This is a genomic window from Kitasatospora sp. MAA19, from assembly GCF_029894125.1.
GTDB lineage: Bacteria > Actinomycetota > Actinomycetes > Streptomycetales > Streptomycetaceae > Kitasatospora.
This window is the reverse complement of sequence record NZ_JARXYZ010000005.1, coordinates 251,529-273,533: the sequence shown is the minus strand read 5'-3', so window position 1 is coordinate 273,533 and position 22,005 is coordinate 251,529. Positions and strand designations below refer to the sequence as shown.

The window sequence follows — 22,005 nt, the reverse complement described above, 5'->3', positions numbered from 1 at the left end:
GGACAGCAACAATCACACCGTGATACCCGGAAGCTGTGCGACACCGTGAGAGCCGTGGAACGGCCCTCCAAATCGACTGAGCAGGTGGCTAAGTGACGTTCCCGCAGATGCAGATGCCTGGCCCGATGGCGCCGCACGCCGCCTCTGGTGACGTGCTCGGCGGCCTGGGCGACCAGGTGTACAACCGGCTGCTCAACGAGCGGATCATCTTCCTCGGCCAGCAGGTCGACGACGACATCGCCAACAAGATCACCGCGCAGCTGCTGCTGCTGGCCGCGGACCCGGAAAAGGACATCTTCCTTTACATCAACTCCCCGGGCGGTTCGATCTCGGCGGGCATGGCGATCTACGACACCATGCAGTACATCAAGAACGACGTCGTCACCATCGCGATGGGCATGGCGGCCTCGATGGGCCAGTTCCTGCTGACCGCCGGCGCCAAGGGCAAGCGCTTCTCGCTGCCGAACGCCAACATCCTGATGCACCAGCCCTCCGCAGGCCTCGGCGGCTCCGCCACCGACATCCGCATCCAGGCCGAGCAGCTGCTGCGCACCAAGAAGCGGATGTCCGAGCTGATCGCCTTCCACAGCGGCCAGTCCTTCGAGCAGATCACCAGGGACTCCGACCGCGACCGCTGGTTCACGCCGGAGGAGGCCCTGGAGTACGGCCTGATCGACGCGATCATGCACAGCGCCGCGGACGTCCCCGGCGGCGGCGGCACGGGCGCCTGAGCCTCGGCCCGGCCCACGAGACGACAGCCACAACGCCCCGGAGGACAAGGACCCCCATGAACATCCCCAGCCTGTCGGCCGCCCAGGCCCGCGTCGAGGACATGCGCGCCGAGGGCCGCTACATCGTCCCGCGCTTCGTCGAGCGCACCACGCAGGGCATCCGCGAGTACGACCCGTACGCCAAGCTGTTCGAGGAGCGCATCATCTTCCTCGGCTCGCAGGTCGACGACGTCTCGGCGAACGACATCATGGCGCAGCTGCTGTGCCTGGAGTCGATGGACCCGGACCGCGAGATCCAGATGTACATCAACTCGCCCGGCGGCTCGTTCACGGCCCTGACGGCCATCTACGACACGATGCAGTACGTGAAGCCGGACATCACCACGGTCTGCATGGGCCAGGCGGCCTCCGCCGCGGCCGTGCTGCTCGCCGCCGGCACCCCCGGCAAGCGGATGGCGCTGCCGAACGCCCGGATCCTGATCCACCAGCCGTACACCGAGACCGGCCGCGGCCAGGTGTCCGACCTGGAGATCCAGGCCAAGGAGATCTTCCGGATGCGCGAGCAGCTGGAGGAGATGCTCTCCAAGCACTCCAAGAAGCCGGTGGAGCAGGTGCGCGAGGACATCGAGCGCGACAAGATCCTCACCGCCGAGGAGGCCCTGGAGTACGGCCTGATCGACCAGATCATCTCCACCCGCAAGACCTCGCTGACCTCCTGAGGCCGGCATCCTCCGAAGCGGGGCGCGCACCAGGGTGCGCGCCCCGCTCGGGCTCATCGGCGGCCTCCGTAAACGGCATCTGTTCGGTATCAATTCGCCCAGGGCGTAGGGCAGACCCGGCGAAGAGGACGGAATCAGGGGCCCGGCAGAGTACCGTCGGATAGCGAGACCGATCGCCGTCGGCGTTGACGGTCCACAGCACCAGGCCCCGGAACCCCTGCGGGGCCCCTGGCGAAGGGGAAGCACCTCGTGGCACGCATCGGAGACGGTGGCGACCTGCTCAAGTGCTCGTTCTGCGGCAAGTCGCAGAAGCAGGTGAAGAAGCTGATCGCCGGACCAGGCGTGTACATCTGCGACGAGTGCATCGACCTGTGCAACGAGATCATCGAGGAGGAACTCGCCGAGACCTCCGAGGTGCGCTTCGAGGAGCTGCCGAAGCCCCGCGAGATCTACGAGTTCCTGGACCAGTACGTGGTCGGCCAGGACCTCGCCAAGAAGGCGCTGTCGGTGGCCGTCTACAACCACTACAAGCGGGTCCAGGCCGGCGAGGCGGGCCGCAGCGGCGGCAACGGCCGCGAGGACGCCATCGAGCTGGCCAAGTCCAACATCCTGCTGCTGGGCCCCACCGGCTCCGGCAAGACGCTGCTCGCGCAGACCCTGGCCCGGATGCTCAACGTGCCGTTCGCGATCGCGGACGCCACCGCGCTGACCGAGGCCGGGTACGTCGGCGAGGACGTCGAGAACATCCTGCTCAAGCTGATCCAGGCGGCCGACTACGACGTCAAGAAGGCCGAGACCGGGATCATCTACATCGACGAGATCGACAAGGTCGCGCGCAAGAGCGAGAACCCGTCGATCACCCGGGACGTCTCCGGCGAGGGCGTGCAGCAGGCGCTGCTGAAGATCCTGGAGGGCACCACCGCCTCGGTGCCGCCGCAGGGCGGGCGCAAGCACCCGCACCAGGAGTTCATCCAGATCGATACCACGAACGTGCTGTTCATCGTCGGCGGCGCGTTCGCCGGCCTGGAGCGGATCATCGAGGGCCGGGCCGGCGCCAAGGGCATCGGCTTCGGCGCCAACATCCGCTCCAAGCGGGAGTCGGACGCCAGCGACCACTTCCGCCAGGTGATGCCCGAGGACCTGGTGAAGTTCGGCATGATCCCCGAGTTCATCGGCCGTCTGCCGGTGATCACCAGCGTGCACAACCTGGACCGCGAGGCGCTGCTGCAGATCCTCACCGAGCCGAAGAACGCGCTGGTCAAGCAGTATCGCAAGCTCTTCGAACTGGACGGCGTGGAGCTGGAGTTCTCCCGGGACGCGCTGGAGGCGATCGCCGACCAGGCGATCCTGCGCGGCACCGGCGCGCGTGGTCTGCGGGCCATCATGGAGGAGGTGCTGATGTCCGTGATGTACGAGGTGCCCTCGCGTCAGGACGTCGCCCGCGTGGTGGTCACCGGGGACGTGGTCTCCAAGCACGCCATCCCCACCCTCGTCCCGCGCGACATGATCAAGCGCGAGCGGCGCGAGAAGAGCGCCTGACCCGCGTCCGGCACGGACGAAGGGGGCCCCGCACCGACCGGTGCGGGGCCCCCTTCGTCCGTGCCGGACGCCGTGGACTACTTGGGCACCTCGGCGACCGCGCGCAGGTCGCGGGAATCGGCGGCGAGCTTGTCCAGGTCCGGCTGGGTGCCGGAGTCGACCACCTTCATGACGATGACGATGCTGCTGTTGTCGGCCCAGGCGCACAGGCCCATCGTGGTGTCGCTGTCGGCGGCCACGGCGCACTCCATCGTGCCGCCCTTGGGCCCGGCGTCCACCGCGTGCCGGCCGCTGAGCTTCGGACCGCTCGCGGTGATGCCCGTGAACGCCTGGTCCAGCTCCTGCTTCGGCGCCAGGACCTTGCCGTAGGCGCCGACCGCGACCAGCTGCGGCTGCGACTGCGCGTCCTGGTAGAGGGCACCCACCCCGGTGGGCTTCCAGTTGCCGTCGCCCTTGCCGAAGCCCGAGGTGAGCTCCTTCTCTATGCTGTCGGTGACCTGGGGGTCGGTGTTCTTGGTCAGCTCCTTGAAGGTCGCCGGCAGGACGATCTTCTCGGTGCCCGCGTTACTGGTCACGTCGTAGACGAGGTAGGCGAGCGCGCCGCCGCCCAGCAGCAGGACGCCGCCGACGACGCCGAGCACGGTCCAGAGCGTCTTGCGGGACTTGCGCGGCGGCGGCACCGGGGCGTACGCGCCGTACCCGGGGTAGGCACCGGGCTCGCCGGCCGGGGGATAGCCGGGCGGCGGGCCCTGCGGCGGGATGCCGCCGTAGCCCGGGGCGGCCGGCGGCGGTGCGTCGTATCCCGGCTGCGGCGGGGGGCCGTAGGGGTTCTGCTCGGTCACGCGAGACTCTCTCTGGTGGCGGTGCGCGGGCGCCGGCCGGCGGCCCGGGCGGCGGAAGGGGACGGTGTCCGGGTTACTTCGCGACGACCATCGCGTCGCGGATCGCCCGGGTCTTGTCGGCGGCCTGGGCCGGGGCGAGCCCCTGGGCGCCGCCGGTCAGGCTGATCTTGCTGAAGGTGATCCGGCCGGTGGTGGACTTGTCCGCCCACACGCAGACCGTGGGCCCGGCCTTGCCCGCGATGACGCTGGCCACGCCGCAGGCGAGCTTGGCCGAGGAGCTGTGGCCGTCCTGCGCCGGGAAGTCCGTCATCGGCGTGGACCAGGTCAGCCCGCCGGTGTCCTTCTTCGAGTCGGCGATGATCTGGTCGGGGTCGTTGAGCTCCCCGTAGACGCCGATCACCGAGAGCGTGTCGAGTGCGTCGGAGCCCTTGCTGTAGCTGGCCGCCAGCGCGTTGAGGTTCTTGCCGAACTTCGCCGCCTCGGGCTTGCTCGGGTCGACGGCCTCCTCCTTGGCCGACTTCTGGGTGTAGCCGTCCGGCAGGGACTGCGGCGCGGAGATCTTGTACTGGCCGCCGCTGTCGCCGCCGCCGAGGAACTTCCACGCGGCGAAGCCGCCGCCGCCCAGCACCAGCGCGCCGACGACCAGGCCGACCACCAGGCCGGTCCGGCCCTTCTTCGGCGGCGGCGGGTAGCCCGGCTGGCCGTACGGGGCCTGCGGCGGCACGCCGTACGGCTGCTGCGGGGCGCCGTAGGGCTGCTGGGGCGCGCCGTACGGCTGGCCGCCCTGCGGCGGGTAGCCGTACTGGGGCTGCGGGGCGCCGTAGGGCGGCTGCGGCTGCGGCGGACCGTACGGGGGCTGCCCCCCGTACGGCTGAGGCTGTGGCTGTCCCTGCGGATACTGCTGGCCCTGGCCGTACATCTGCGTTCGTGCTCCCCCGCCGCACCCGCGGCCTGTCGTGGTGTTGAGGTGTTCCGCACCCGCGCGGAGACCGGACGAGTGCCCGGGAACGGTACCGTACGGAGCCTGGAATCGAACCGTTCGGGCGGGGCGCGTCCGCGGAGCGAAAGCGGTTCGTAACACGCGCCCACGGTTACGTAAACTGTGCGTCGTGACCGACACGACGAACCAGCGCCCCGTGAGCACCTTTGCCGGGGACGAAGCAGCGACCCTCCCGACGACCTACACCCCCGCGGACGTAGAGGGCGAGCTGTACGAGCGCTGGGTGGAGCGTGGCTACTTCACCGCCGACGCGAAGAGCGACAAGCCCCCGTTCACCATCGTCATCCCCCCGCCGAACGTCACCGGCAGCCTGCACCTGGGCCATGCCTTCGAGCACACGCTGATCGACGCGCTGGTCCGCCGCAAGCGGATGCAGGGTTACGAGGCGCTGTGGCAGCCCGGCATGGACCACGCCGGCATCGCCACCCAGAACGTGGTCGAGCGCGAGCTCGCCAAGGAGGGCAAGTCCCGCCACGACCTGGGCCGGGAGGCCTTCGTCGAGCGCGTCTGGAAGTGGAAGGCGGAGTCCGGCGGCCAGATCTCCGGTCAGATGCGCCGCCTGGGCGACGGCGTGGACTGGTCCCGCGAGCGCTTCACCATGGACGAGGGCCTGTCTCAGGCCGTCCAGACCATCTTCAAGAAGCTCTTCGACGACGAGCTGATCTACCGCGCCGAGCGCATCATCAACTGGTGCCCGCGCTGCCTGACCGCCATCTCGGACATCGAGGTGGAGTACCAGGACGACGACGGCGAGCTGGTCTCGATCCGCTACGGCGAGGGCGACAACGCGATCGTCGTCGCCACCACCCGCGCCGAGACGATGCTGGGCGACACCGCGGTCGCCGTCCACCCGGACGACGAGCGCTACCGGCACCTGGTCGGCACCGAGATCGAGCTGCCGCTGACCGGCCGTCGGATCCCGGTCGTCGCCGACGCCCACGTCGACCCGGAGTTCGGCACCGGCGCCGTCAAGGTGACGCCCGCGCACGACCCGAACGACTTCGAGATCGGCCAGCGGCACGACCTGCCCTCGATCGCCGTCATGGACGAGCGCGCGGTCATCACCGTGCACGGCCCGTTCCTCGGCCTGGACCGGCTGGAGGCCCGCTCGGCGATCGTCGCCGCGCTGCGCGCCGAAGGCCGGATCGTCGCCGAGAAGCGCCCGTACGTGCACTCCGTCGGCCACTGCTCGCGCTGCAAGACCACCATCGAGCCGCGGCTGTCCATGCAGTGGTGGGTCAAGGTCGGCCCGCTCGCGCAGGCCGCCGGCGACGCGGTCCGCGACGGCCGGGTCAAGATCCACCCGCAGGAGATGGAGAAGCGCTACTTCGACTGGGTCGACAACCTGCACGACTGGTGCATCTCGCGCCAGCTGTGGTGGGGCCACCGCATCCCGGTCTGGTACGGCCCGGGCGGCGAGGTCGTCTGCGTCGGCCCGGACGAGCAGCCGCCCACCGGCGAGGGCTGGCACCAGGACAGCGACGTCCTGGACACCTGGTTCTCCTCCGGCCTGTGGCCGTTCTCCACGCTCGGCTGGCCGGAGCAGACCGAGAGCCTGGCGAAGTTCTACCCGAACTCCGTCCTGGTCACCGGCTACGACATCCTGTTCTTCTGGGTCGCCCGGATGATGATGTTCGGCCTCTACGCGATGGACGGCACCCCGCCGTTCCACACCATCGCGCTGCACGGCATGGTCCGTGACCAGAACGGCAAGAAGATGTCGAAGTCCTTCGGCAACGTGGTCAACCCGCTGGACTGGATGGACAAGTACGGCTCCGACGCGCTGCGCTTCACGCTGGCGCGCGGTGCCAACCCGGGCGTCGACGTGCCGATCGGCGAGGACTGGGTCCAGGCGGCCCGCAACTTCGCCAACAAGATCTGGAACGCCACCCGCTTCGCGCTGATGAACGGCGCCACCGTCGAGGGCCCGCTGCCCGCGCCGGAGGAGCTGACCCCGGCCGACCGCTGGATCCTCTCGCGCCTGAACAGCACCGTCGCCGAGGTGGACGGGCTGTACGAGGACTACCAGTTCTCCAAGCTCTCCGAGGCGCTGTACCACTTCGCCTGGGACGAGGTCTTCGACTGGTACGTCGAGCTCTCCAAGACCACCCTGGCCAAGGGCGGCCCGCAGGCCGACGCCGCGCGCCGGGTGCTCGGCGAGGTCCTGGACGTCACGCTGCGGTTGCTGCACCCGATCGTGCCGTTCGTCACCGAGACGCTGTGGACCACGCTGACCGGCGCCGAGTCGCTGGTCATCGCCGACTGGCCGAAGGACGGCGGCTACCGCGACGCCGAGGCCGAGGCGGAGATCGCCACGCTGCAGCAGGTCGTCACCGAGGTCCGCCGGTTCGCCGTGAGCCAGGGCCTCAAGCCGGGCCAGCGCGTCCCGGCGCGGCTGGAGCTGGACGGCACCGTGCTGGCCGTCCACGAGGACGCGATCCGCTCGCTGCTGAAGCTGACCGTCCCCGAGGAGGGCTTCGCGGCCACCGCCTCGCTGCCGGTCGCCGGCGCCACCGTTTCGCTGGACCTCTCCGGCACCATCGACGTCGCGGCGGAGCGCAAGCGCCTCGCCAAGGACCTCGCGGCCGCCGAGAAGGAGAAGGCCCAGACCACCGCCAAGCTCGGCAACGAGGCCTTCCTGGCCAAGGCGCCGGACGAGGTGGTCGCCAAGATCAAGGCGCGCCAGGAGGCCGCCGAGGTCGACATCGCCCGGATCACCGCCCAGCTCGCGGCGCTGCCGCAGGGCTGAGCCCGCACCGGCCCGCGAGGGGCCGCACTCCGCGACGCGCGGGGTGCGGCCCCTCGGGCGTTTCCGGATGTCACCGCCCGGGCGCGGCGGGGTGTTCATTGCACTACGCCTAATAGCCCAGAAACATTGCTCCCTTCCGGCGAATATTCATCCTGGACCGGGTGAGGTCTTATTCCGCCCGAATTCATTCCGGTCTTGCCCGCGCGGTTTCGCGGAAGTTTGCAGGTCGGATGTGTACGGTGTGCACGGAGTTTCCGATAGGTGTTTCTGCTGAGCGTTCCTGCTGAGCCGACGGACGGGAGGGCATGGCGTGGTGGTGACCGAGGAGTTGGCCGACGAACTGCCTGCGGAGGCGGTGGAGGAAGCCAAGGCCAGGGCGGCGACCCTGCTGTTGGCGTTCCGGCACGGCAACCAGCTCGCGTTCGACCACGAGCTGGACCTGCTCCTCGCCGAGCACGCCGAACGAGAGGTGACCACCCTGCTCGCCTGGATCGCCGCCGAGGCCGTCCGCAAGGCGTACGCGCCCGAGGTCGGCGACCGGGTGCTGCGGGCGATGGCCCGCCGGTCCCCGGCCGACAGCGGCGCGGTCGCGGTGGACGAGGAGAGCGCGAACGCCGCCCTGCTGATCGAGGCGGTGGCGGCCGGCGAGGTGGCCGAGGTGCGCGGCCTGGTCGCCTCGACCGCCGACACCACCTTCCTGCTCGGCGGTCTGCTGCAGGGCGTCGCGATGATGCTGCCGCTGCTGCCCGAGGGCGAACTGGCCGAGATCACGGCCGAGTTGCGCCGCCGCCACGGCGGGCCCGGGGCGCACGTCCCGGAGGCCCGGGGCGGGGTCTGAGACCCCGTCCCGGGCCTGCGGGGGCCGTCACGGCATGGCGTGCAGGTGCGCGCCGATGGTGCCCGCGACCGGGTTGCCCGCCTTGGCGTCCCAGTTGGTCGACCAGGTCATCGCCCCGCCGATGCCCGGCCAGGTGGTGTCGGGCTTGTAGCTGCCGCAGTTGGTGCCGCCGGCCAGACAGTCCAGCGCGTTGTCGACCACGCTCGGGCTGACGTACCCGCCGCCCGCCGCGCTGGTGGAGGCCGGCACCCCGAGCCCGACCTGGTCGGGCCGCAGCCCGCCCTTGAGCTGGATGCAGGCCAGTGCGGTGAGGAAGTTCTCGGTGCCCTGCGAGTAGACGTTGCCGTCGCAGCCGTTCATCGCACCGGAGTTGTAGTACTGCATGTTGATGATGGTGAGGATGTCCTTCACGTTCAGCGCCAGCTTGAAGTACTCCATGCCGGTCGACTGCATGTCGATGGTCTGCGGCGCCATGGTGAGGATGAACCCGTTGCCGGCCTTCGCGGCGAGCGAGTGCAGCGCCTGGCTCATGGAGGTGGCGTTGACGCCGTTCTCCAGGTCGATGTCGATGCCGTCGAAGCCGTAGCCCTGCATCAGCGACCAGGCGGTGTTCGCGAAGTTGGCCGCGGAGGTCGGATCGCTCACCGACACCGTGCCGTTCTGCCCGCCGACCGAGAGCACCACCTTCTTGCCGGCCGCCCGCTTGGCCGCGATGTCGGCCTTGAACTGGGCGTCGGTGTAGCCGCCGAGGCGGGAGGACAGGGCCGGGTCCAGGGTGAAGCTCAGCCCGCCCGGCGTGCTGGTGGCGTCCGCGAAGGAGACCGCGATGACGTCGTAGGCGGCCGGGACGTCGCTGATCCGCTGGACGGTGGCGCCGTTGTCGAAGTTCTGCCAGTAGCCGGTCAGGATGTGCTTGGGCAGGCCGGGCGGCCTGCCGGTCGAGGTGGCGGTCGGGCTGCCGGTGGGGGAGGGGCCGCCGGTGTCGGTGGCCGTCGGGCTCGGGCTCGGGGAGGTCGTGGCGGTCGGGCTCTGGGAGGGCTGCGGACCGCCCGGGCCGATCAGCGAGACGTCGTCGGCGAGGAAGGCGGGCTGGCCGTACCAGCCGTGCAGGTAGACGGTGACGCTGCTGGTGCCCGGGCCGGTGGTGAACGTGGTGCTCAACTGGCTCCAGCCGGCGGAGTTCGTCCAGGTGCCCGGGTCGGTGCCCCCGGTGCCGCGGGCGCCGAGGTAGACGTACGAGCCCTGGATCCAGGAGCTCAGCGTGTATGCCGAGGAGGGCTTCACGGCGACGGTCTGGGTGCACTCGCCGGTGTCGCCCGCGCCCGGGGTGGACTGCAGGGCGTAGCCGCCGGAGTGCACCGTCGCACTCTGGACGGCGCCGTTGCCGCAGGACCAGCCGGACAGGGTGCCGGTCTCGAAGCCGCCGTTGGTGATCAGGTCGGGGTCGGCGGCCTGGGCGCCGGGGCCGGTGGCGAGGACGAGCCCGCTCAGGCCCAGGGCGACGGCGCCGGCCCCGGCGAGCAGGGTGTGGACGGCGCGCGGGCGCCGGTGTCGGGCAGGTGGCATGACTCCATCTCCTGTGGGGGAGGCCCGGCGGCGCGCCCGGGTGGTGGGGGTGGAGCGCCGTCCGGGGTGTCGATGGTGCGCGTGCGGGAGCTACCGACAACTCAAGTCCCTGTTGGGAAAGGAGACTTGCCTCACAAGGTGGAGTAGACCAATCCGGCTGTCAAGAGGGCGCCGGGGCCCAGGGCGGGTCTGACCGTTCGCGTCGCGCGCTCGGCGGGAATGGTCAGACCTAGGCGGCCAGCGGCCGCGCCTCGGCGTCGACCGCGCCGGCCTCGGCCGGTTCGGCGATCGCGGCGGTCAGCGCGGCGATCCGGGCCGAGGCCAGGCCGTCGCCGTACGGGCTCGGAGTGGCCGCGAGCCGGGCGAGCCGCTCGGGGGTGTCGGCCAGCCAGGTCCGGGCCAGCTCGCCCAGCTCCTCGCCGGGGCCCACCAGCGCGGCGAAGCCCGCCGCGACGGCCTCCGGGCGCTCGGTGGAGCGGCGCACCACCAGCAGCGGGCGGCCGAGCACGGTGCACTCCTCCTGCACTCCTCCGGAGTCGGAGACCAGCAGCGCGGCGTGGCTCGCCAGGCCCAGGAAGTCGGCGTACCCGACCGGTCCGGTGACGGACAGGCGCTCCAGCAGGGCGTCCAGCCCGAAGCGCTCGACGGCGGCCCGGGTGCGCGGGTGCATCGGGAACAGCACCGGGGTGCCGGCCCGGGCGATCCGGTCCAGCTCGGCCAGCACGGAGCCGAGCGCCTCGGCGGTGTCGGTGTTCTCCGGGCGGTGCACGGTGGCCAGGACGTAGCCGTCCGGGCTCAGCCCGTGCGCGGCGAGCAGCGTGGCGCGGGCCGCCCCGGTCGGCAGTTGACGGCGGACCACCTCGACGACGGTGTTGCCGGTGAGCGCGATCCGCTCCTCGGCGAGGGCCTCGGCGCGCAGGTTGGCGACGTTGTCCCCGGTGGCGGCGCAGAGCAGGTCGGAGACGTGGTCGACCATCACCCGGTTGTGCTCCTCGGGCATCGCCCGGTCGAAGCTGCGCAGCCCGGCCTCGACGTGCACCAGCGGGATCTCGCGGGCGTTGGCGGCCAGCGCCCCGGCGAGGGTGGCGTTGGTGTCGCCCTGGACGACCACGGCGGCGGGGCGGTCCTCGGTGAAGGCGGCGTCCAGCTGGCCGAGGGACTGGGCGATCTGGCCGGCCCGGGGGCGGCCGCCGACACCGGTGAGCAGCTCCGGGCGGGGCAGGTCGAGGTCGCGCAGGAAGCGGCCGGACATCGCCTCGTCCCAGTGCTGGCCGGTGTGTACCAGCCGGGTGGCGTCGCCGAGTTCGTGGATCAGCGGGGCGAGCTTGACCAGCTCGGGGCGGGTGCCGAGGACGACGGCTACGCTGGCGGGGGGAAGGCGCATGCTCATGGGGAGGCTCCGAGGGGTGGGGCGGCTCAGGACGCAGGGGCGGTGGGGGCTCAGGACTCGAGCGCGGTGGGGGCGCCGAGGGCGGTCTTCTCGGCGTTGCGCCGGGTCTTGGCCCAGCCGTTGCGGCCGAGCACGATCCGGGCGGCGGCCCGGGCGGCGACCACGAAGAGGTGGTAGGCGTAGAGCCAGACCAGGACGCCCCAGAGCAGTCCGGTGAGCCGGCGGCGGTCGGGGTGGGCGAGCCGGCGGTAGGCGAAGCCCCAGAGCACCATCGGCACGGTGGCGATCGCGAAGGCGAGCAGCATGTACGGCCCGAACCGGAGCTGGAAGTCGGCGGTCTCCGCGGGGAAGAGCACCAGGCCGGCCGCCGTGATCCCGATCGAGAGCGGGGTCAGCAGGACCAGCAGCACGCAGACGACCGGCTGCAGGAAGGTGTAGAGCACCTCGGCCTTGCCGGCCCAGGTGTAGTAGGGGGAGCGCAGCACCCGGCCGGTGTAGCGCAGGCACTGCATGTTGCCCTGGGCCCAGCGGGTGCGCTGGGTGAGGAAGCGGCGCAGTGAGATCAGGCCCTCCTGGGAGACCTGGGTCTCGGCGACGTGGGTGAGCCGCCAGCCGGCCAGGCGCAGGTCGAGGCCGGACTCGTAGTCCTCCAGCAGGGCGCGCTCGGGCCAGGGGCGCCCGGCCCGGCCCTCCTCGGCGGTGAGCGAGTCGAGGGCGGTGAGGCGGACGAACTGGCCGTTCCCGCCGAGTCCGACGCTGCCGGTGCGGCGGCGCAGCAGCTGCATGCCGGCGTTGTTGGCCTGGAACTCGACGTCCTGCATCCGGACCAGGGCGCGGGCGAGCGCGTTGGCGGCGCGGCCGCGGCCGGGCAGCGGGAGTTCGTCGTCGGCGTTGCGCATCCGGACGCCGATCTGGACGGCGCCGGTGTCGGGGCGGGCGAGCGCCTTGTCGTTGCAGACCTGGGCGAGGGTGCCGGGGTCGAGCCGTCCGTCGGCGTCGACCACGCCGATCACCACGCGCGAGCGGTCGGTGTCCTCGGGCAGCCAGGCGGAGATCTCGCGGTAGGCGGCGTTGAGGGCGGCGCCCTTGCCGATCCGGGCGTGCGGGCGGCGGCGCTGGACGAGGTGGACGCGGTCGTCGTGGGCCGCGGCGGCGAGCACGAGGTCGCGGGTGGCGTCCTCGCTGTCGTCGTCGATCACCCACAGGTGGGCCTCGGGCGCGCTCTCGCGCAGGCCGGCCAGGGTCTGGGTGACCACGGCCTCCTCGTCGCGGCAGGGGATGACCAGGTGCCACCGGAAGGCGGTCGGGTCGCCGGGCTCGGCGGGCCGGTTGTGCTTGAAGGCGTGCCGGGAGCCGGCCCAGTAGACGAGGAAGCGTCCGAAGACGAAGGCCATGTAGCCGACGAGTGCCAGCGAGACCAGTCCGGCGAACCAGACGATGCCGTCCTGGCGGAGCACGATCCACTCGTGCAGAACGTCGGGCATGGCGTGGTTCTCCTCGTGATCAAAGGCGGTGCGGCTCCAGGGGGTGCGAATCGATGCTTCATTGCGGTTCAAAATCGCTAAATCAATAGTAAAGCGGGCAAACTGGAAAGTCTGCCCAAAGTGGCCGTTCTCACCCCGTGAGGGCGGCCCGCCAACGCTCCGTAGACTGTGGTCGTGAGCGACAAGGCCGACCCGAACCCGTACACCCTCCGCCCCGCCGACGGCGACACCGGCGACGCCCTGCGCGACGTCGAAGTGGAGCTCTCCAAGCGCTGGCCGGAGAACAAGCTGGAGCCCTCGCTCGACCGGATCGAGGCGCTGATGGACATCCTGGGGCAGCCCCAGCGGTCCTTCCCCTCCATCCACATCACCGGGACCAACGGCAAGACCTCCACCGCCCGGATGATCGAGCAGCTGCTCAACGCCTTCGAACTGCGTACCGGCCGCTACACCAGCCCGCACGTGGAGAGCGTCACCGAGCGGATCAGCCTGGACGGCGCCCCGATCACCCCCGAGCGCTTCGTCGAGGTCTACAACGACATCGAGCCGTACGTGCGGATGGTCGACGCCCAGCAGCCGGTGCCGATGTCCTTCTTCGAGGTGCTGACCGGCATGGCCTACGCCGCCTTCGCCGACGCCCCCGTGGACGTCGCCGTGGTCGAGGTCGGCATGGGCGGCTCCTGGGACGCCACCAACGTCATCGACGCCGCCGTCGCCGTGATCACCCCGATCGGGCTGGACCACACCGACAAGCTCGGCGAGACCACCGGCGAGATCGCGGTCGAGAAGTCCGGGATCATCAAGCCCGGCTCGGTGGCCGTCGTCGCCCAGCAGCAGCTGGACGCCGCCCAGAACATCCTGCGGCGCGCCGTCGAGGTGGACGCCACAGTGGCCCGCGAGGGCATGGAGTTCGGCGTGATCCGCCGTGAGCTCGGCGTCGGCGGCCAGCTGGTGACGCTGCGTGGCCTCGGCGGCGAGGAGTACGAGGACGTCTTCATCCCGCTGCACGGCGAGCACCAGGCGCAGAACGCGGCGCTGGCGCTGGCCGCGGTCGAGGCCTTCTTCGGCGTCGGCGGCGCCCGCGGCGGGCAGCTCGACGTGGACAAGGTCCGCCAGGCCTTCTCCGGTGTCTCCTCGCCCGGTCGCCTGGAGGTCGTCCGCCGCAGCCCCACGATCATCCTGGACGCCGCGCACAACCCGCACGGCGCCCGCGCCACCGTCGCCGCCCTCGGCGAGTCCTTCGGCTTCACCCGGCTGGTCGGCGTGATCGGCACCTCCGGCGACAAGGACGTGGCCGGCGTGCTGGAGGCCTTCGAGCCGATCCTCGCCGAGGTCGTCATCACCCAGAACACCACCCACCGCGCGATGGACGTCGACGCGTTGGCGGCGCTGGCCGTCGAGATCTTCGGCGGGGACCGCGTCCAGGTCGAGCCCCGGCTCGACGACGCCATCGCCGCCGCCGTCACCCTCGCCGAGGAGGAGGGCGACCTCGGCGGCGCCGGCGTGCTGGTCACCGGTTCGGTCATCACGGTGGGCGAGGCCCGCCTGCTGCTCGGGAGGAAGTGACATGAGGACGCTCTGCTCCTCGACGCTGATCGGCGAGGCCTTGCTGATCCTCTTCGCGGCGCTGGTCGCGATGCAGCTCTCCGACGTCTCCACGGCCACGGTGTGGATCGTCAGTGGCATCGCCATGGCGCTGTGCGTCGCGCTGTGCGGCATGATCAACCGCCCCGGCGCGGTGCCCGTCGGCTGGGCGCTGCAGATCGGGCTGATCGCCAGCGGCTTCATCCTTCCGACGATGTTCGTCCTCGGTGTGGTCTTCGCCGGCCTGTGGTGGTGCTCGGTGCACTACGGCCGCAAGGTGGACGAGTTCAAGGCCGCCCGCGCCGCCGCCGAGGCGGCCGCCGTACAGGCTTAGCGCCCGGACCGGCGGGCCGACACGCCGCTCACGCAAGGTAATCTCTGCGTGTCGGCTCCCGCCTGGCGGCCCGACTGTCTGCCGAACCGAATCCCCAGGAGACGCACCGTGTCCCAGCGCACTCTCGTCCTGCTCAAGCCCGACGCCGTCCAGCGTGGCCTGGCCGGCGAGATCATCAGCCGCATCGAGCGCAAGGCCGGCTGGCGGCTCACCGCCGTCGAGCTGCGCACCTTCGACCGGGCGACGCTGGAGCAGCACTACGCGGAGCACGTCGGCCGCCCGTTCTACGAGCCGCTGCTGGAGTTCATGACCTCCGGCCCGTCGATCGCCCTGATCGTCGAGGGCGAGGAGGTCATCCGCGGTATCCGGATGCTGGCCGGCGCGACCAACCCGCTGGAGGCCGGGGCGGGCACCATCCGCGGCGACTACGCGACGATCACCCGCGAGAACCTGATCCACGCCTCCGACTCCCCGGAGTCGGCCGAGCGCGAGATCAAGATCTTCTTCCCGGCGCACGCCTGAGCCAGGCCGGGCTGCACGCCCGAGGGACCTTGGCACTGCCCCGGTCGGGACCATTGGCCCGGCCGGGGCATTCTTATCGTGAAATAGGGAACTGGGGACGCCGACACGGCGTCCCAATGCCCGGAGAAGCGATCACGCTCCGGACAATGGACGGTATGCCCCGCGTCGACGTCCGTGCCGTGCGGCGTGACTACGATGGACGCGACTCAAGGGCCCGGTCAGGCAGCTCAGCTGGTCTCCGCCCAAGCGTGGGCGCGCTTCCGTCCAACCCCCATGAACTCCGAGCCCGGGAAGGCACCTACACCCCATGGCGAGCAACCTGTCGTTCATCGGCCGCGACTTGGCGATCGACCTTGGAACTGCCAACACGCTGGTGTACGTCAGGGGCAAGGGGATCGTCCTCAACGAGCCGTCCGTCGTCGCGGTGAACACCAACACCGGCGGCATCCTGGCGGTCGGCGCCGAGGCGAAGAAGATGATCGGCCGCACCCCGGGCAACATCGTCGCCATCCGCCCGCTCAAGGACGGCGTGATCGCCGACTTCGAGATCACCGAGCGGATGCTCCGCTACTTCATCCTCAAGATCCACCGCCGCCGCTACCTCGCCCGCCCCCGGGTCGTGGTCTGCGTGCCCTCCGGCATCACCGGGGTCGAGCGCCGCGCCGTGATCGAGGCCTCCTCGCAGGCCGGCGCCCGCCAGGTGCACATCATCGAGGAGCCGATGGCCGCGGCCATCGGTGCCGGGCTGCCCGTCCACGAGGCCACCGGCAACATGGTCGTCGACATCGGCGGCGGCACCACCGAGGTCGCGGTCATCTCCCTCGGCGGCATCGTCACCGCCCAGTCCATCCGGGTGGCCGGCGACGAGCTGGACAACGCGATCGTCCAGCACATCAAGAAGGAGTACTCGCTGCTCCTCGGCGAGCGCAGCGCCGAGCAGATCAAGATGAGCATCGGCAGCGCCTTCGGCCTGGAGGGCGAGAAGGACGAGCACGCCGAGATCCGCGGCCGCGACCTGGTCAGCGGCCTGCCCAAGACCGTGGTCATCTCCGCCGCCGAGGTCCGCGAGGCCATCGACGAGCCGGTCAACTCGATCATCGACGCGGTGAAGACCACCCTCGACCAGTGCCCGCCCGAGCTGGCCGGCGACGTCATGGACCGCGGCATCGTGCTCACCGGTGGCGGCGCCCTGCTGCGCGGCCTCGACGAGCGGCTGCGCCGCGAGACCGGCATGCCGATCCACATCGCCGAGAACCCGCTCGACTCGGTCGCGCTCGGCTCCGGCAAGTGCGTCGAGGAGTTCGAGGCGCTCCAGCAGGTACTGGACGCGCACCCGCGCCGTTAGTACCGACGAGACATCCGACACTCAACTGAACGGGCCGACCGCCCGGGCCCCACAGCCCGGGCGGTCGGCCAGGTACGAAGGGGCAGTACCAGCACCGTGAGGGACACACGAGAGAGCCGGCTGCTGCTCATCCTGCTGGTGGCCGTCGCCTTCGCACTCATCACCGTGGACATCAAGGGCGGTGAGAGTTCCCCGCTCGGCGGTGCCCGACGCGCGGCCGCCGGCGTCCTCGGCCCGGTCGAGCGCGGCGCGGCCACCCTCGTCGACCCGGTGGCCGACACCGTCCGGGCCTTCCGCGACGCCGCCGGCAACAACGGCCGCACCGACCAGCTCACCCGCGAGAACACCGAACTCCGGCAGAAGCTCGCCTCCTCCGACATGGCCACCGGGCGCACCAAGCAGCTCGACGACCTGCTGCGCACCGCCGGCGCCGGCGGCTACACCGTCAAGGCCGCCCAGGTCATCGCGATCGGCCCGGCCCAGGGTTTCTCCTGGACCATCACCATCGACGCCGGCAGCGACGACGGCCTGGCCCGCGACATGACGGTGATCAACGGCCAGGGCCTGGTCGGCCGGATCACCACCGTCGCCCCGACCACCGCCACCGTGCTGCTCGCCTCCGACCCCGGCTTCTCGGCCGGCACCCGGCTGGAGGGCACCGGCGAGATCGGCTTCGCCTCCGGCGGCGGCACCAGCCCGATGAAGGTCTCGCTGCTCAACGGCAAGGCCCAGGTCAAGGCCGGCGACCGGCTGGTCACCTTCGGCTCGCAGAGCGGCCGCCCGTTCGTGCCCGGCGTGCCGGTCGGCAAGGTGGTCGAGGTCGAGGCCACCCCGGGCCAGCTGACCAAGACCGTCATGGTCGAGCCCTTCGTCCAGTTCACCCGGCTGGACCTGGTCGGCGTGGTGGTCGTGCCGCCGCGCAGCGACCCGCGCGACGGCGTCCTGCCGCCGGCCCCCGCCCAGGGACAGGCCCCGGCTGCCCCCACCCAGGCCCCGGCCACGCCCGCCGCCCCGCCCGCCAAGCCCACTGGGGGGAACTGAGCCATGCGCCTCGCCCGCATTCCCGTCTCCGCCGTCCTGATCCTGCTCGGCCTGATCCTCCAGGTCAGCGTCTTCGGCCGGCTCCAGCTCCCGGGGGCCACCCCGGACATACTGCTGCTCGTCGTGGTCGGTCTGGCCATGGTCTACGGGCCGTCCGGCGGCTGCGTGGTCGGCTTCTCGGCCGGCCTGCTGGCCGACCTCGCGCCGCCCTCCGACCACGCGATCGGCCGCTACGCGCTGGTGCTCTGCCTGATGGGCTACGCCGCCGGGCTGCTGCGCCCGGACCACGGCCGCCAGCGGTCGGTGTCCGGCGCGCTGCTGGCGGTGGCCGGCGCGGCGGTCGCCTCCACCCTGCTGTACGCGATGGTCGGCGCCCTGGTCGGCGACACCGCGGCCCGGCACGTCGGCCTCGGCGGCCTGGTGGTCAGCGCCCTGCTGTACGACCTGCTGCTGGCGCCGTTCGTGGTGCCGCTGGTGATGCTGATCGGCCGCCGCTTCGGGCGCGACCCGGTGAGCGCCGCCAGCGACGACGACGGGGGCGGCCCCGGTCTGGGCACGCTGGCCCGCTACCGCACCACGCGTGAGGCCTCGGCCGGCCCGTCCTACAAGAAGCGGCGCGTGCCCGGCTTCGCCCGGCGCCCGTAACCGGCCCGGCGCCCGTCACCGGTCCGGACCCCGACCTCCCGACTTCCCGCATCCTGGAGCGCACGAGACGTGAGCAACATCCCCGAGACCGGCCGTACCCGGCGGGTGACGATCCGTCTGGTGGTGCTGCAGATCCTGGTGCTGTCGCTGCTCGCCACCCTCGGCGGGCGGCTGTGGTACCTGCAGATCCGCAACGCCAGCGTCTACACCGCCAAGGCGACCGGCAACCACATCCGCGAGGTGGTCGAACCGGCCGTCCGCGGCGAGATCCTGGACGCCTCCGGGCGGATCCTGGCCGGCAACGAGACCCGACTGGTGGTCTCGGTCAGCCGCACCTCGCTGCTGCAGCAGAAGGACGGCGGCAAGGCGGTGCTCGGCCGGCTGGCCGACGTGCTGGGGATGCCCGCCAAGGACGTGCAGGAGAAGGTCCGGCTCTGCGACGCCAAGACCCCGCAGCCCTGCTGGAACGGCTCGCCCTACCAGCCGATCCCGGTCACCAAGGAGGCGACCACCCAGCAGGCGATGCAGATAATGGAGCGCCGCGAGGACTTCCCCGGGGTCACCGCGCAGCCCACCGCCGTGCGCCGCTACACCGGCGCCGAGGGCGCCAACATGGCCCAGGTGCTCGGCTATCTCTCGCCGGTCACCGACGACGAGGTCAGCAAGACCGCCGACAAGAGCGGCCTGGACCGCTACCTGCCGGCCGACCAGATCGGCCGGGCCGGGCTGGAGTCGGTGTACGACCGCGACCTGCGCGGCACCGCCGGCATCACCCAGCTGGAGGTGGACAACCTCGGCCGGGTGATCGGCACCGCCGGCACCGCGGCGCCGCAGACCGGCAACAACCTGGTCACCAGCATCGACGCCCGGGTGCAGAAGGTGGTCGAGGACAACCTGGCGCAGGCCATCTCCGACGCCCGGAACACCTTCGACAAGGTCACCAACCGCAACTACGAGGCCGACTCCGGCGCCGCCGTGGTGATGGACGTCCACACCGGACGGATCGTCGCCATGGCCAGCGCGCCGACCTACGACCCCAACCTCTGGGTGGGCGGCATCAGCGGCAAGGACTACCAGTCGCTGAACAGCAAGGACTCCAACTTCCCGCTGCTGAACCGGGCCATACAGGGTCAGTCCGCCCCCGGCTCGACCTTCAAGGTCATCTCCACCACCGCCGCCGTGGAGGCCGGCTACCCGCTGGACGGGACGTACGCGTGCCCGAAGAGCGTGACCATCGGCGGCCGCGAGTTCAAGAACTTCGAGAGCGAGAGCTTCGGCTCCATCACCCTGGAGAGGGCGCTGGAGGTCTCCTGCGACACCGTCTTCTACGGCCTGGCGAACGACCAGTGGCTGAAGGACGGCGGCATCAAGCCGAAGAAGGACCCGGGCGACTGGTTCTTCAAGACCGCCCACCAGTTCGGCCTCGGTGCCAAGACCGGCATCGACCTGCCCGCCGAGGTCACCGGCCGGGTGCCGGACCGGCAGTGGAAGCAGTCCTTCTACGACAACAACAAGGACGCCTGGTGCAAGCAGGCGGCGCAGGGCGGCAACAGCTTCTCCGACCAGATCGCCAAGGAGAACTGCGTCGACGGCTACCAGATGCGCGCCGGTGACGCCGCCAACTTCGCGATCGGCCAGGGCGACACGCTCGTCACCCCGGTCCAGATGGCCCGGATCTACTCGGCGCTGGCCAACGGCGGCACCTTCTACCGGCCGACCATCGCCAAGGCGGTGATAAGCCCGAGCGGGGATCTCGTCCGCGAGATCGCCCCGCACGAGGACGCCAAGTTCCCCGGCGACCAGAAGCTGCTGAGCTACATCAACCAGGCCACCGCGGGTGTCATCACCAGCGGTACCGCCGCCTGGAAGTTCGCCGGGGCCGGCTGGCCGCAGGACAAGATCGAGCTGCACGCCAAGACCGGCACCGCCGAGGTCGAGGGCAAGCAGACCACCTCCTGGCTGACCACGTACAGCAAGGACTACGCGGTCGTCATGACGATCAGCCAGGGCGGCACCGGCTCCGGCGGTTCGGGTGACGCGGTCCGCCGGATCTACCAGGCGCTGTACGGCGTCGACGACAAGGGCGCCATCGACAACGGCAAGGCGCTGCTGCCCGCGCCGCAGGCCGAGCTGCCGAAGTTCAACGCGGACGGCACCGCGATCGTCAAGCCGGCCGCTTACACCGTCGACCCGGCCCCGGCCGGCGTGGCCCCGGCCGCTGTGACCCCGGCCCTGCTGGACGCGGTGCAGGGCGGGCCGGCCCCGGCATCGGCCTTCCTCGACCCGCCGCAGCCGACCGGCCGGCCGGCTCCGGGCACCGCGGCCGACGCCGCACTCGAACCGAACCGCGGCCCGGGAAGGGGGCGGGCATGACCTCCTACGGCTCGTACCGGCAGCTGCGGCTGACCCCGCAGCGCAGCGGGGTCTCCAAGGCCCTGGCCAAGGACTCCCCGCTGTGGCGGCTGGACTGGATACTGCTGCTCGCCGCGCTGGCCCTGTCGCTCGGCGGCTCGCTGCTGGTCTGGTCGGCGACCCGCGGGCGGGACTCGCTCACCCACGGCGACCCGCAATACTTCCTGTACCGGCACCTGACCAACCTGGTGGTCGGGCTGGTGCTGTGCGCGGTGGTGATAGGGATAGGGAGTCGGCGCTTCCGCACCCTGGTGCCGTTCCTGTACGTCGGCGTGATCCTGCTGCTGCTCGCCACGCTCAGCCCGCTGGGCTCGACCATCAACGGCGCGCACTCCTGGATCCAGCTGGGCGGCGGTTTCTCGATCCAGCCGGCCGAGTTCGCGAAGCTGGCGATCGTGCTGTCGATGGCGGTCGTGCTGTCGGACCAGGTGGACGCGGGGGAGCGGGAGTTCCCCTCGCACCGGGCGGTGTTCCGCGGCCTGGTCTGGGCCTGCCTGCCGATGTGCATCGTGCTGCTGATGCCGGACGCCGGCTCGGTGATGGTGATGGCCTCGATCGTGCTGGGCATCCTGCTCGGCTCGGGGGCGGCCAACCGGTGGGTGCTCGGGCTGCTGCTGGCGGGCGCCGGCGGGTGCGTGGCGATCTGGAAGCTCGGGGTGCTGAGCAAGTACCAGATCGACCGCTTCGCCGCCTTCGCCAACCCGCAGCTGGACCCGTCCGGCGTCGGCTACAACACCGCGCAGGCCCGGATCGCGATCGGCTCGGGCGGGCTGACCGGCAAGGGGCTGTTCCACGGGACGCAGACCACCGGGCAGTTCGTGCCGGAGCAGCAGACCGACTTCGTGTTCACGGTGGCCGGCGAGGAACTGGGCTTCATCGGGGCGCTGGCGATCATCGTGCTGGTCGGCGTGGTGCTGTGGCGGGCCGGCCGGATCGCCCGGCAGGCGACCGACCTGTACGGGACGATCGTGGCCGCGGGGATCATCGCCTGGCTCTCCTTCCAGGCCTTCGAGAACATCGGGATGTGCCTGGGCATCATGCCGGTGGCGGGCATCCCGCTGCCGTTCGTCTCCTACGGCGGGTCGTCGATGTTCGCGGTGTGGATCGCGGTCGGGCTGCTCCAGGCGGTCCGCAGTCAGCGGCCGATAGCGGCTTGAGCGAGCCGTCCGGCGAGGGCCGGTCCGAGAACCTCTCGGGCCGGCCCTCGCGGTGTCTGCCGCGGCGCACCCGGGACCGCAACTCGGCCACCTGGAAGGTGAGTTGG

18 protein-coding genes are annotated in these 22,005 nt (G+C 71.2%); 13 read left to right on the top strand and 5 right to left on the bottom strand.

Annotated features, from left to right (window positions below; all coding sequences use genetic code 11):
- Positions 1-125 precede the first annotated feature (125 nt).
- The 3 genes from P3T27_RS11510 (at position 126) to clpX (ending at position 2,989) form a co-directional block, all read left to right on the top strand.
- Positions 126-731 carry an ATP-dependent Clp protease proteolytic subunit gene (locus tag P3T27_RS11510; RefSeq protein WP_280677242.1) on the top strand — a complete coding sequence of 202 codons (606 nt, stop codon included), beginning with the start codon at positions 126-128 and terminating at the stop codon, positions 729-731.
- A 56-nt stretch (positions 732-787) separates the two neighbouring features.
- Positions 788-1,450 carry an ATP-dependent Clp protease proteolytic subunit gene (locus P3T27_RS11505; RefSeq protein ID WP_280677142.1) on the top strand — a complete coding sequence of 221 codons (663 nt, stop codon included), beginning with the start codon at positions 788-790 and terminating at the stop codon, positions 1,448-1,450.
- 249 nt (positions 1,451-1,699) lie between these two features.
- Entirely contained in the window at positions 1,700-2,989 is a 1,290-nt protein-coding gene (gene clpX / locus P3T27_RS11500) for an ATP-dependent Clp protease ATP-binding subunit ClpX (RefSeq protein WP_063347569.1), read from the top strand.
- Positions 2,990-3,066: 77 nt separating this feature from the next.
- Here clpX and P3T27_RS11495 read toward each other — a convergent pair whose 3' ends face one another.
- Both P3T27_RS11495 and P3T27_RS11490 read right to left on the bottom strand, forming a co-directional pair.
- Positions 3,067-3,831, bottom strand: coding sequence for a hypothetical protein (locus P3T27_RS11495; RefSeq protein WP_280677138.1), 765 nt, complete (start codon positions 3,829-3,831; stop codon positions 3,067-3,069).
- 73 nt (positions 3,832-3,904) lie between these two features.
- Entirely contained in the window at positions 3,905-4,750 is an 846-nt protein-coding gene (locus tag P3T27_RS11490) for a hypothetical protein (protein WP_280677136.1), read from the bottom strand.
- 217 nt (positions 4,751-4,967) lie between these two features.
- On the opposite strand from P3T27_RS11490, the gene P3T27_RS11485 reads away from it, so the two are divergent.
- Positions 4,968-7,580 carry a valine--tRNA ligase gene (locus tag P3T27_RS11485; RefSeq protein ID WP_280677240.1) on the top strand — a complete coding sequence of 871 codons (2,613 nt, stop codon included), beginning with the start codon at positions 4,968-4,970 and terminating at the stop codon, positions 7,578-7,580.
- A 310-nt stretch (positions 7,581-7,890) separates the two neighbouring features.
- Positions 7,891-8,418, top strand: coding sequence for a hypothetical protein (locus P3T27_RS11480; protein WP_280677134.1), 528 nt, complete (start codon positions 7,891-7,893; stop codon positions 8,416-8,418).
- A 27-nt stretch (positions 8,419-8,445) separates the two neighbouring features.
- Here the strand turns inward: P3T27_RS11480 and P3T27_RS11475 are convergent, their stop codons facing one another.
- The 3 genes from P3T27_RS11475 to P3T27_RS11465 form a co-directional block, all read right to left on the bottom strand.
- The gene (locus P3T27_RS11475; protein ID WP_280677132.1) at positions 8,446-9,984 is read right to left on the bottom strand and encodes a glycosyl hydrolase family 18 protein; all 1,539 of its coding nucleotides are present in this window, start codon (positions 9,982-9,984) and stop codon (positions 8,446-8,448) included.
- A gap of 229 nt (positions 9,985-10,213) precedes the next feature.
- Positions 10,214-11,368 (bottom strand): UDP-N-acetylglucosamine 2-epimerase (non-hydrolyzing), encoded by a 1,155-nt coding sequence (gene wecB / locus P3T27_RS11470; RefSeq protein ID WP_280677130.1) that lies wholly within the window; start codon positions 11,366-11,368, stop codon positions 10,214-10,216.
- Between the two features lie 56 nt (positions 11,369-11,424).
- Positions 11,425-12,858, bottom strand: a complete 1,434-nt coding sequence (locus P3T27_RS11465) for a glycosyltransferase (protein ID WP_280677128.1) — start codon at positions 12,856-12,858, stop codon at positions 11,425-11,427.
- A 174-nt stretch (positions 12,859-13,032) separates the two neighbouring features.
- On the opposite strand from P3T27_RS11465, the gene P3T27_RS11460 reads away from it, so the two are divergent.
- The 8 genes from P3T27_RS11460 (at position 13,033) to rodA (ending at position 21,898) form a co-directional block, all read left to right on the top strand.
- Positions 13,033-14,424, top strand: a complete 1,392-nt coding sequence (locus P3T27_RS11460; RefSeq protein ID WP_280677126.1) for a folylpolyglutamate synthase/dihydrofolate synthase family protein — start codon at positions 13,033-13,035, stop codon at positions 14,422-14,424.
- A gap of 1 nt (position 14,425) precedes the next feature.
- Positions 14,426-14,776 (top strand): DUF4233 domain-containing protein, encoded by a 351-nt coding sequence (locus tag P3T27_RS11455; RefSeq protein ID WP_280677124.1) that lies wholly within the window; start codon positions 14,426-14,428, stop codon positions 14,774-14,776.
- 108 nt (positions 14,777-14,884) lie between these two features.
- Positions 14,885-15,298, top strand: a complete 414-nt coding sequence (ndk, locus tag P3T27_RS11450; RefSeq protein WP_280677122.1) for a nucleoside-diphosphate kinase — start codon at positions 14,885-14,887, stop codon at positions 15,296-15,298.
- Positions 15,299-15,617: 319 nt separating this feature from the next.
- Positions 15,618-16,643, top strand: coding sequence for a rod shape-determining protein (locus tag P3T27_RS11445; RefSeq protein ID WP_280677238.1), 1,026 nt, complete (start codon positions 15,618-15,620; stop codon positions 16,641-16,643).
- Between the two features lie 96 nt (positions 16,644-16,739).
- Complete coding sequence (mreC, locus tag P3T27_RS11440; protein WP_280677120.1) at positions 16,740-17,684, top strand: rod shape-determining protein MreC; 945 nt, start codon at positions 16,740-16,742, stop codon at positions 17,682-17,684.
- Positions 17,685-17,687: 3 nt separating this feature from the next.
- Positions 17,688-18,329 (top strand): rod shape-determining protein MreD, encoded by a 642-nt coding sequence (mreD, locus tag P3T27_RS11435; RefSeq protein ID WP_280677118.1) that lies wholly within the window; start codon positions 17,688-17,690, stop codon positions 18,327-18,329.
- 69 nt (positions 18,330-18,398) lie between these two features.
- Entirely contained in the window at positions 18,399-20,702 is a 2,304-nt protein-coding gene (mrdA, locus tag P3T27_RS11430) for a penicillin-binding protein 2 (RefSeq protein ID WP_280677117.1), read from the top strand.
- Positions 20,699-21,898, top strand: a complete 1,200-nt coding sequence (gene rodA / locus P3T27_RS11425; protein ID WP_280677116.1) for a rod shape-determining protein RodA — start codon at positions 20,699-20,701, stop codon at positions 21,896-21,898. The genes mrdA and rodA overlap by 4 nt, the downstream gene beginning before the upstream one ends.
- Positions 21,899-22,005: the final 107 nt, after the last annotated feature.

Coding starts and splice junctions, on each gene's coding strand:
- P3T27_RS11465 (WP_280677128.1), bottom strand. CDS start 12,858: ATGCCCGACGTTCTGCACGAGTGGATCGTGCTCCGCCAGGACGGCATC.
- P3T27_RS11475 (WP_280677132.1), bottom strand. CDS start 9,984: ATGCCACCTGCCCGACACCGGCGCCCGCGCGCCGTCCACACCCTGCTC.
- wecB (WP_280677130.1), bottom strand. CDS start 11,368: ATGCGCCTTCCCCCCGCCAGCGTAGCCGTCGTCCTCGGCACCCGCCCC.
- rodA (WP_280677116.1), top strand. CDS start 20,699: ATGACCTCCTACGGCTCGTACCGGCAGCTGCGGCTGACCCCGCAGCGC.
- P3T27_RS11455 (WP_280677124.1), top strand. CDS start 14,426: ATGAGGACGCTCTGCTCCTCGACGCTGATCGGCGAGGCCTTGCTGATC.
- P3T27_RS11510 (WP_280677242.1), top strand. CDS start 126: ATGGCGCCGCACGCCGCCTCTGGTGACGTGCTCGGCGGCCTGGGCGAC.
- mreD (WP_280677118.1), top strand. CDS start 17,688: ATGCGCCTCGCCCGCATTCCCGTCTCCGCCGTCCTGATCCTGCTCGGC.
- P3T27_RS11505 (WP_280677142.1), top strand. CDS start 788: ATGAACATCCCCAGCCTGTCGGCCGCCCAGGCCCGCGTCGAGGACATG.
- P3T27_RS11490 (WP_280677136.1), bottom strand. CDS start 4,750: ATGTACGGCCAGGGCCAGCAGTATCCGCAGGGACAGCCACAGCCTCAG.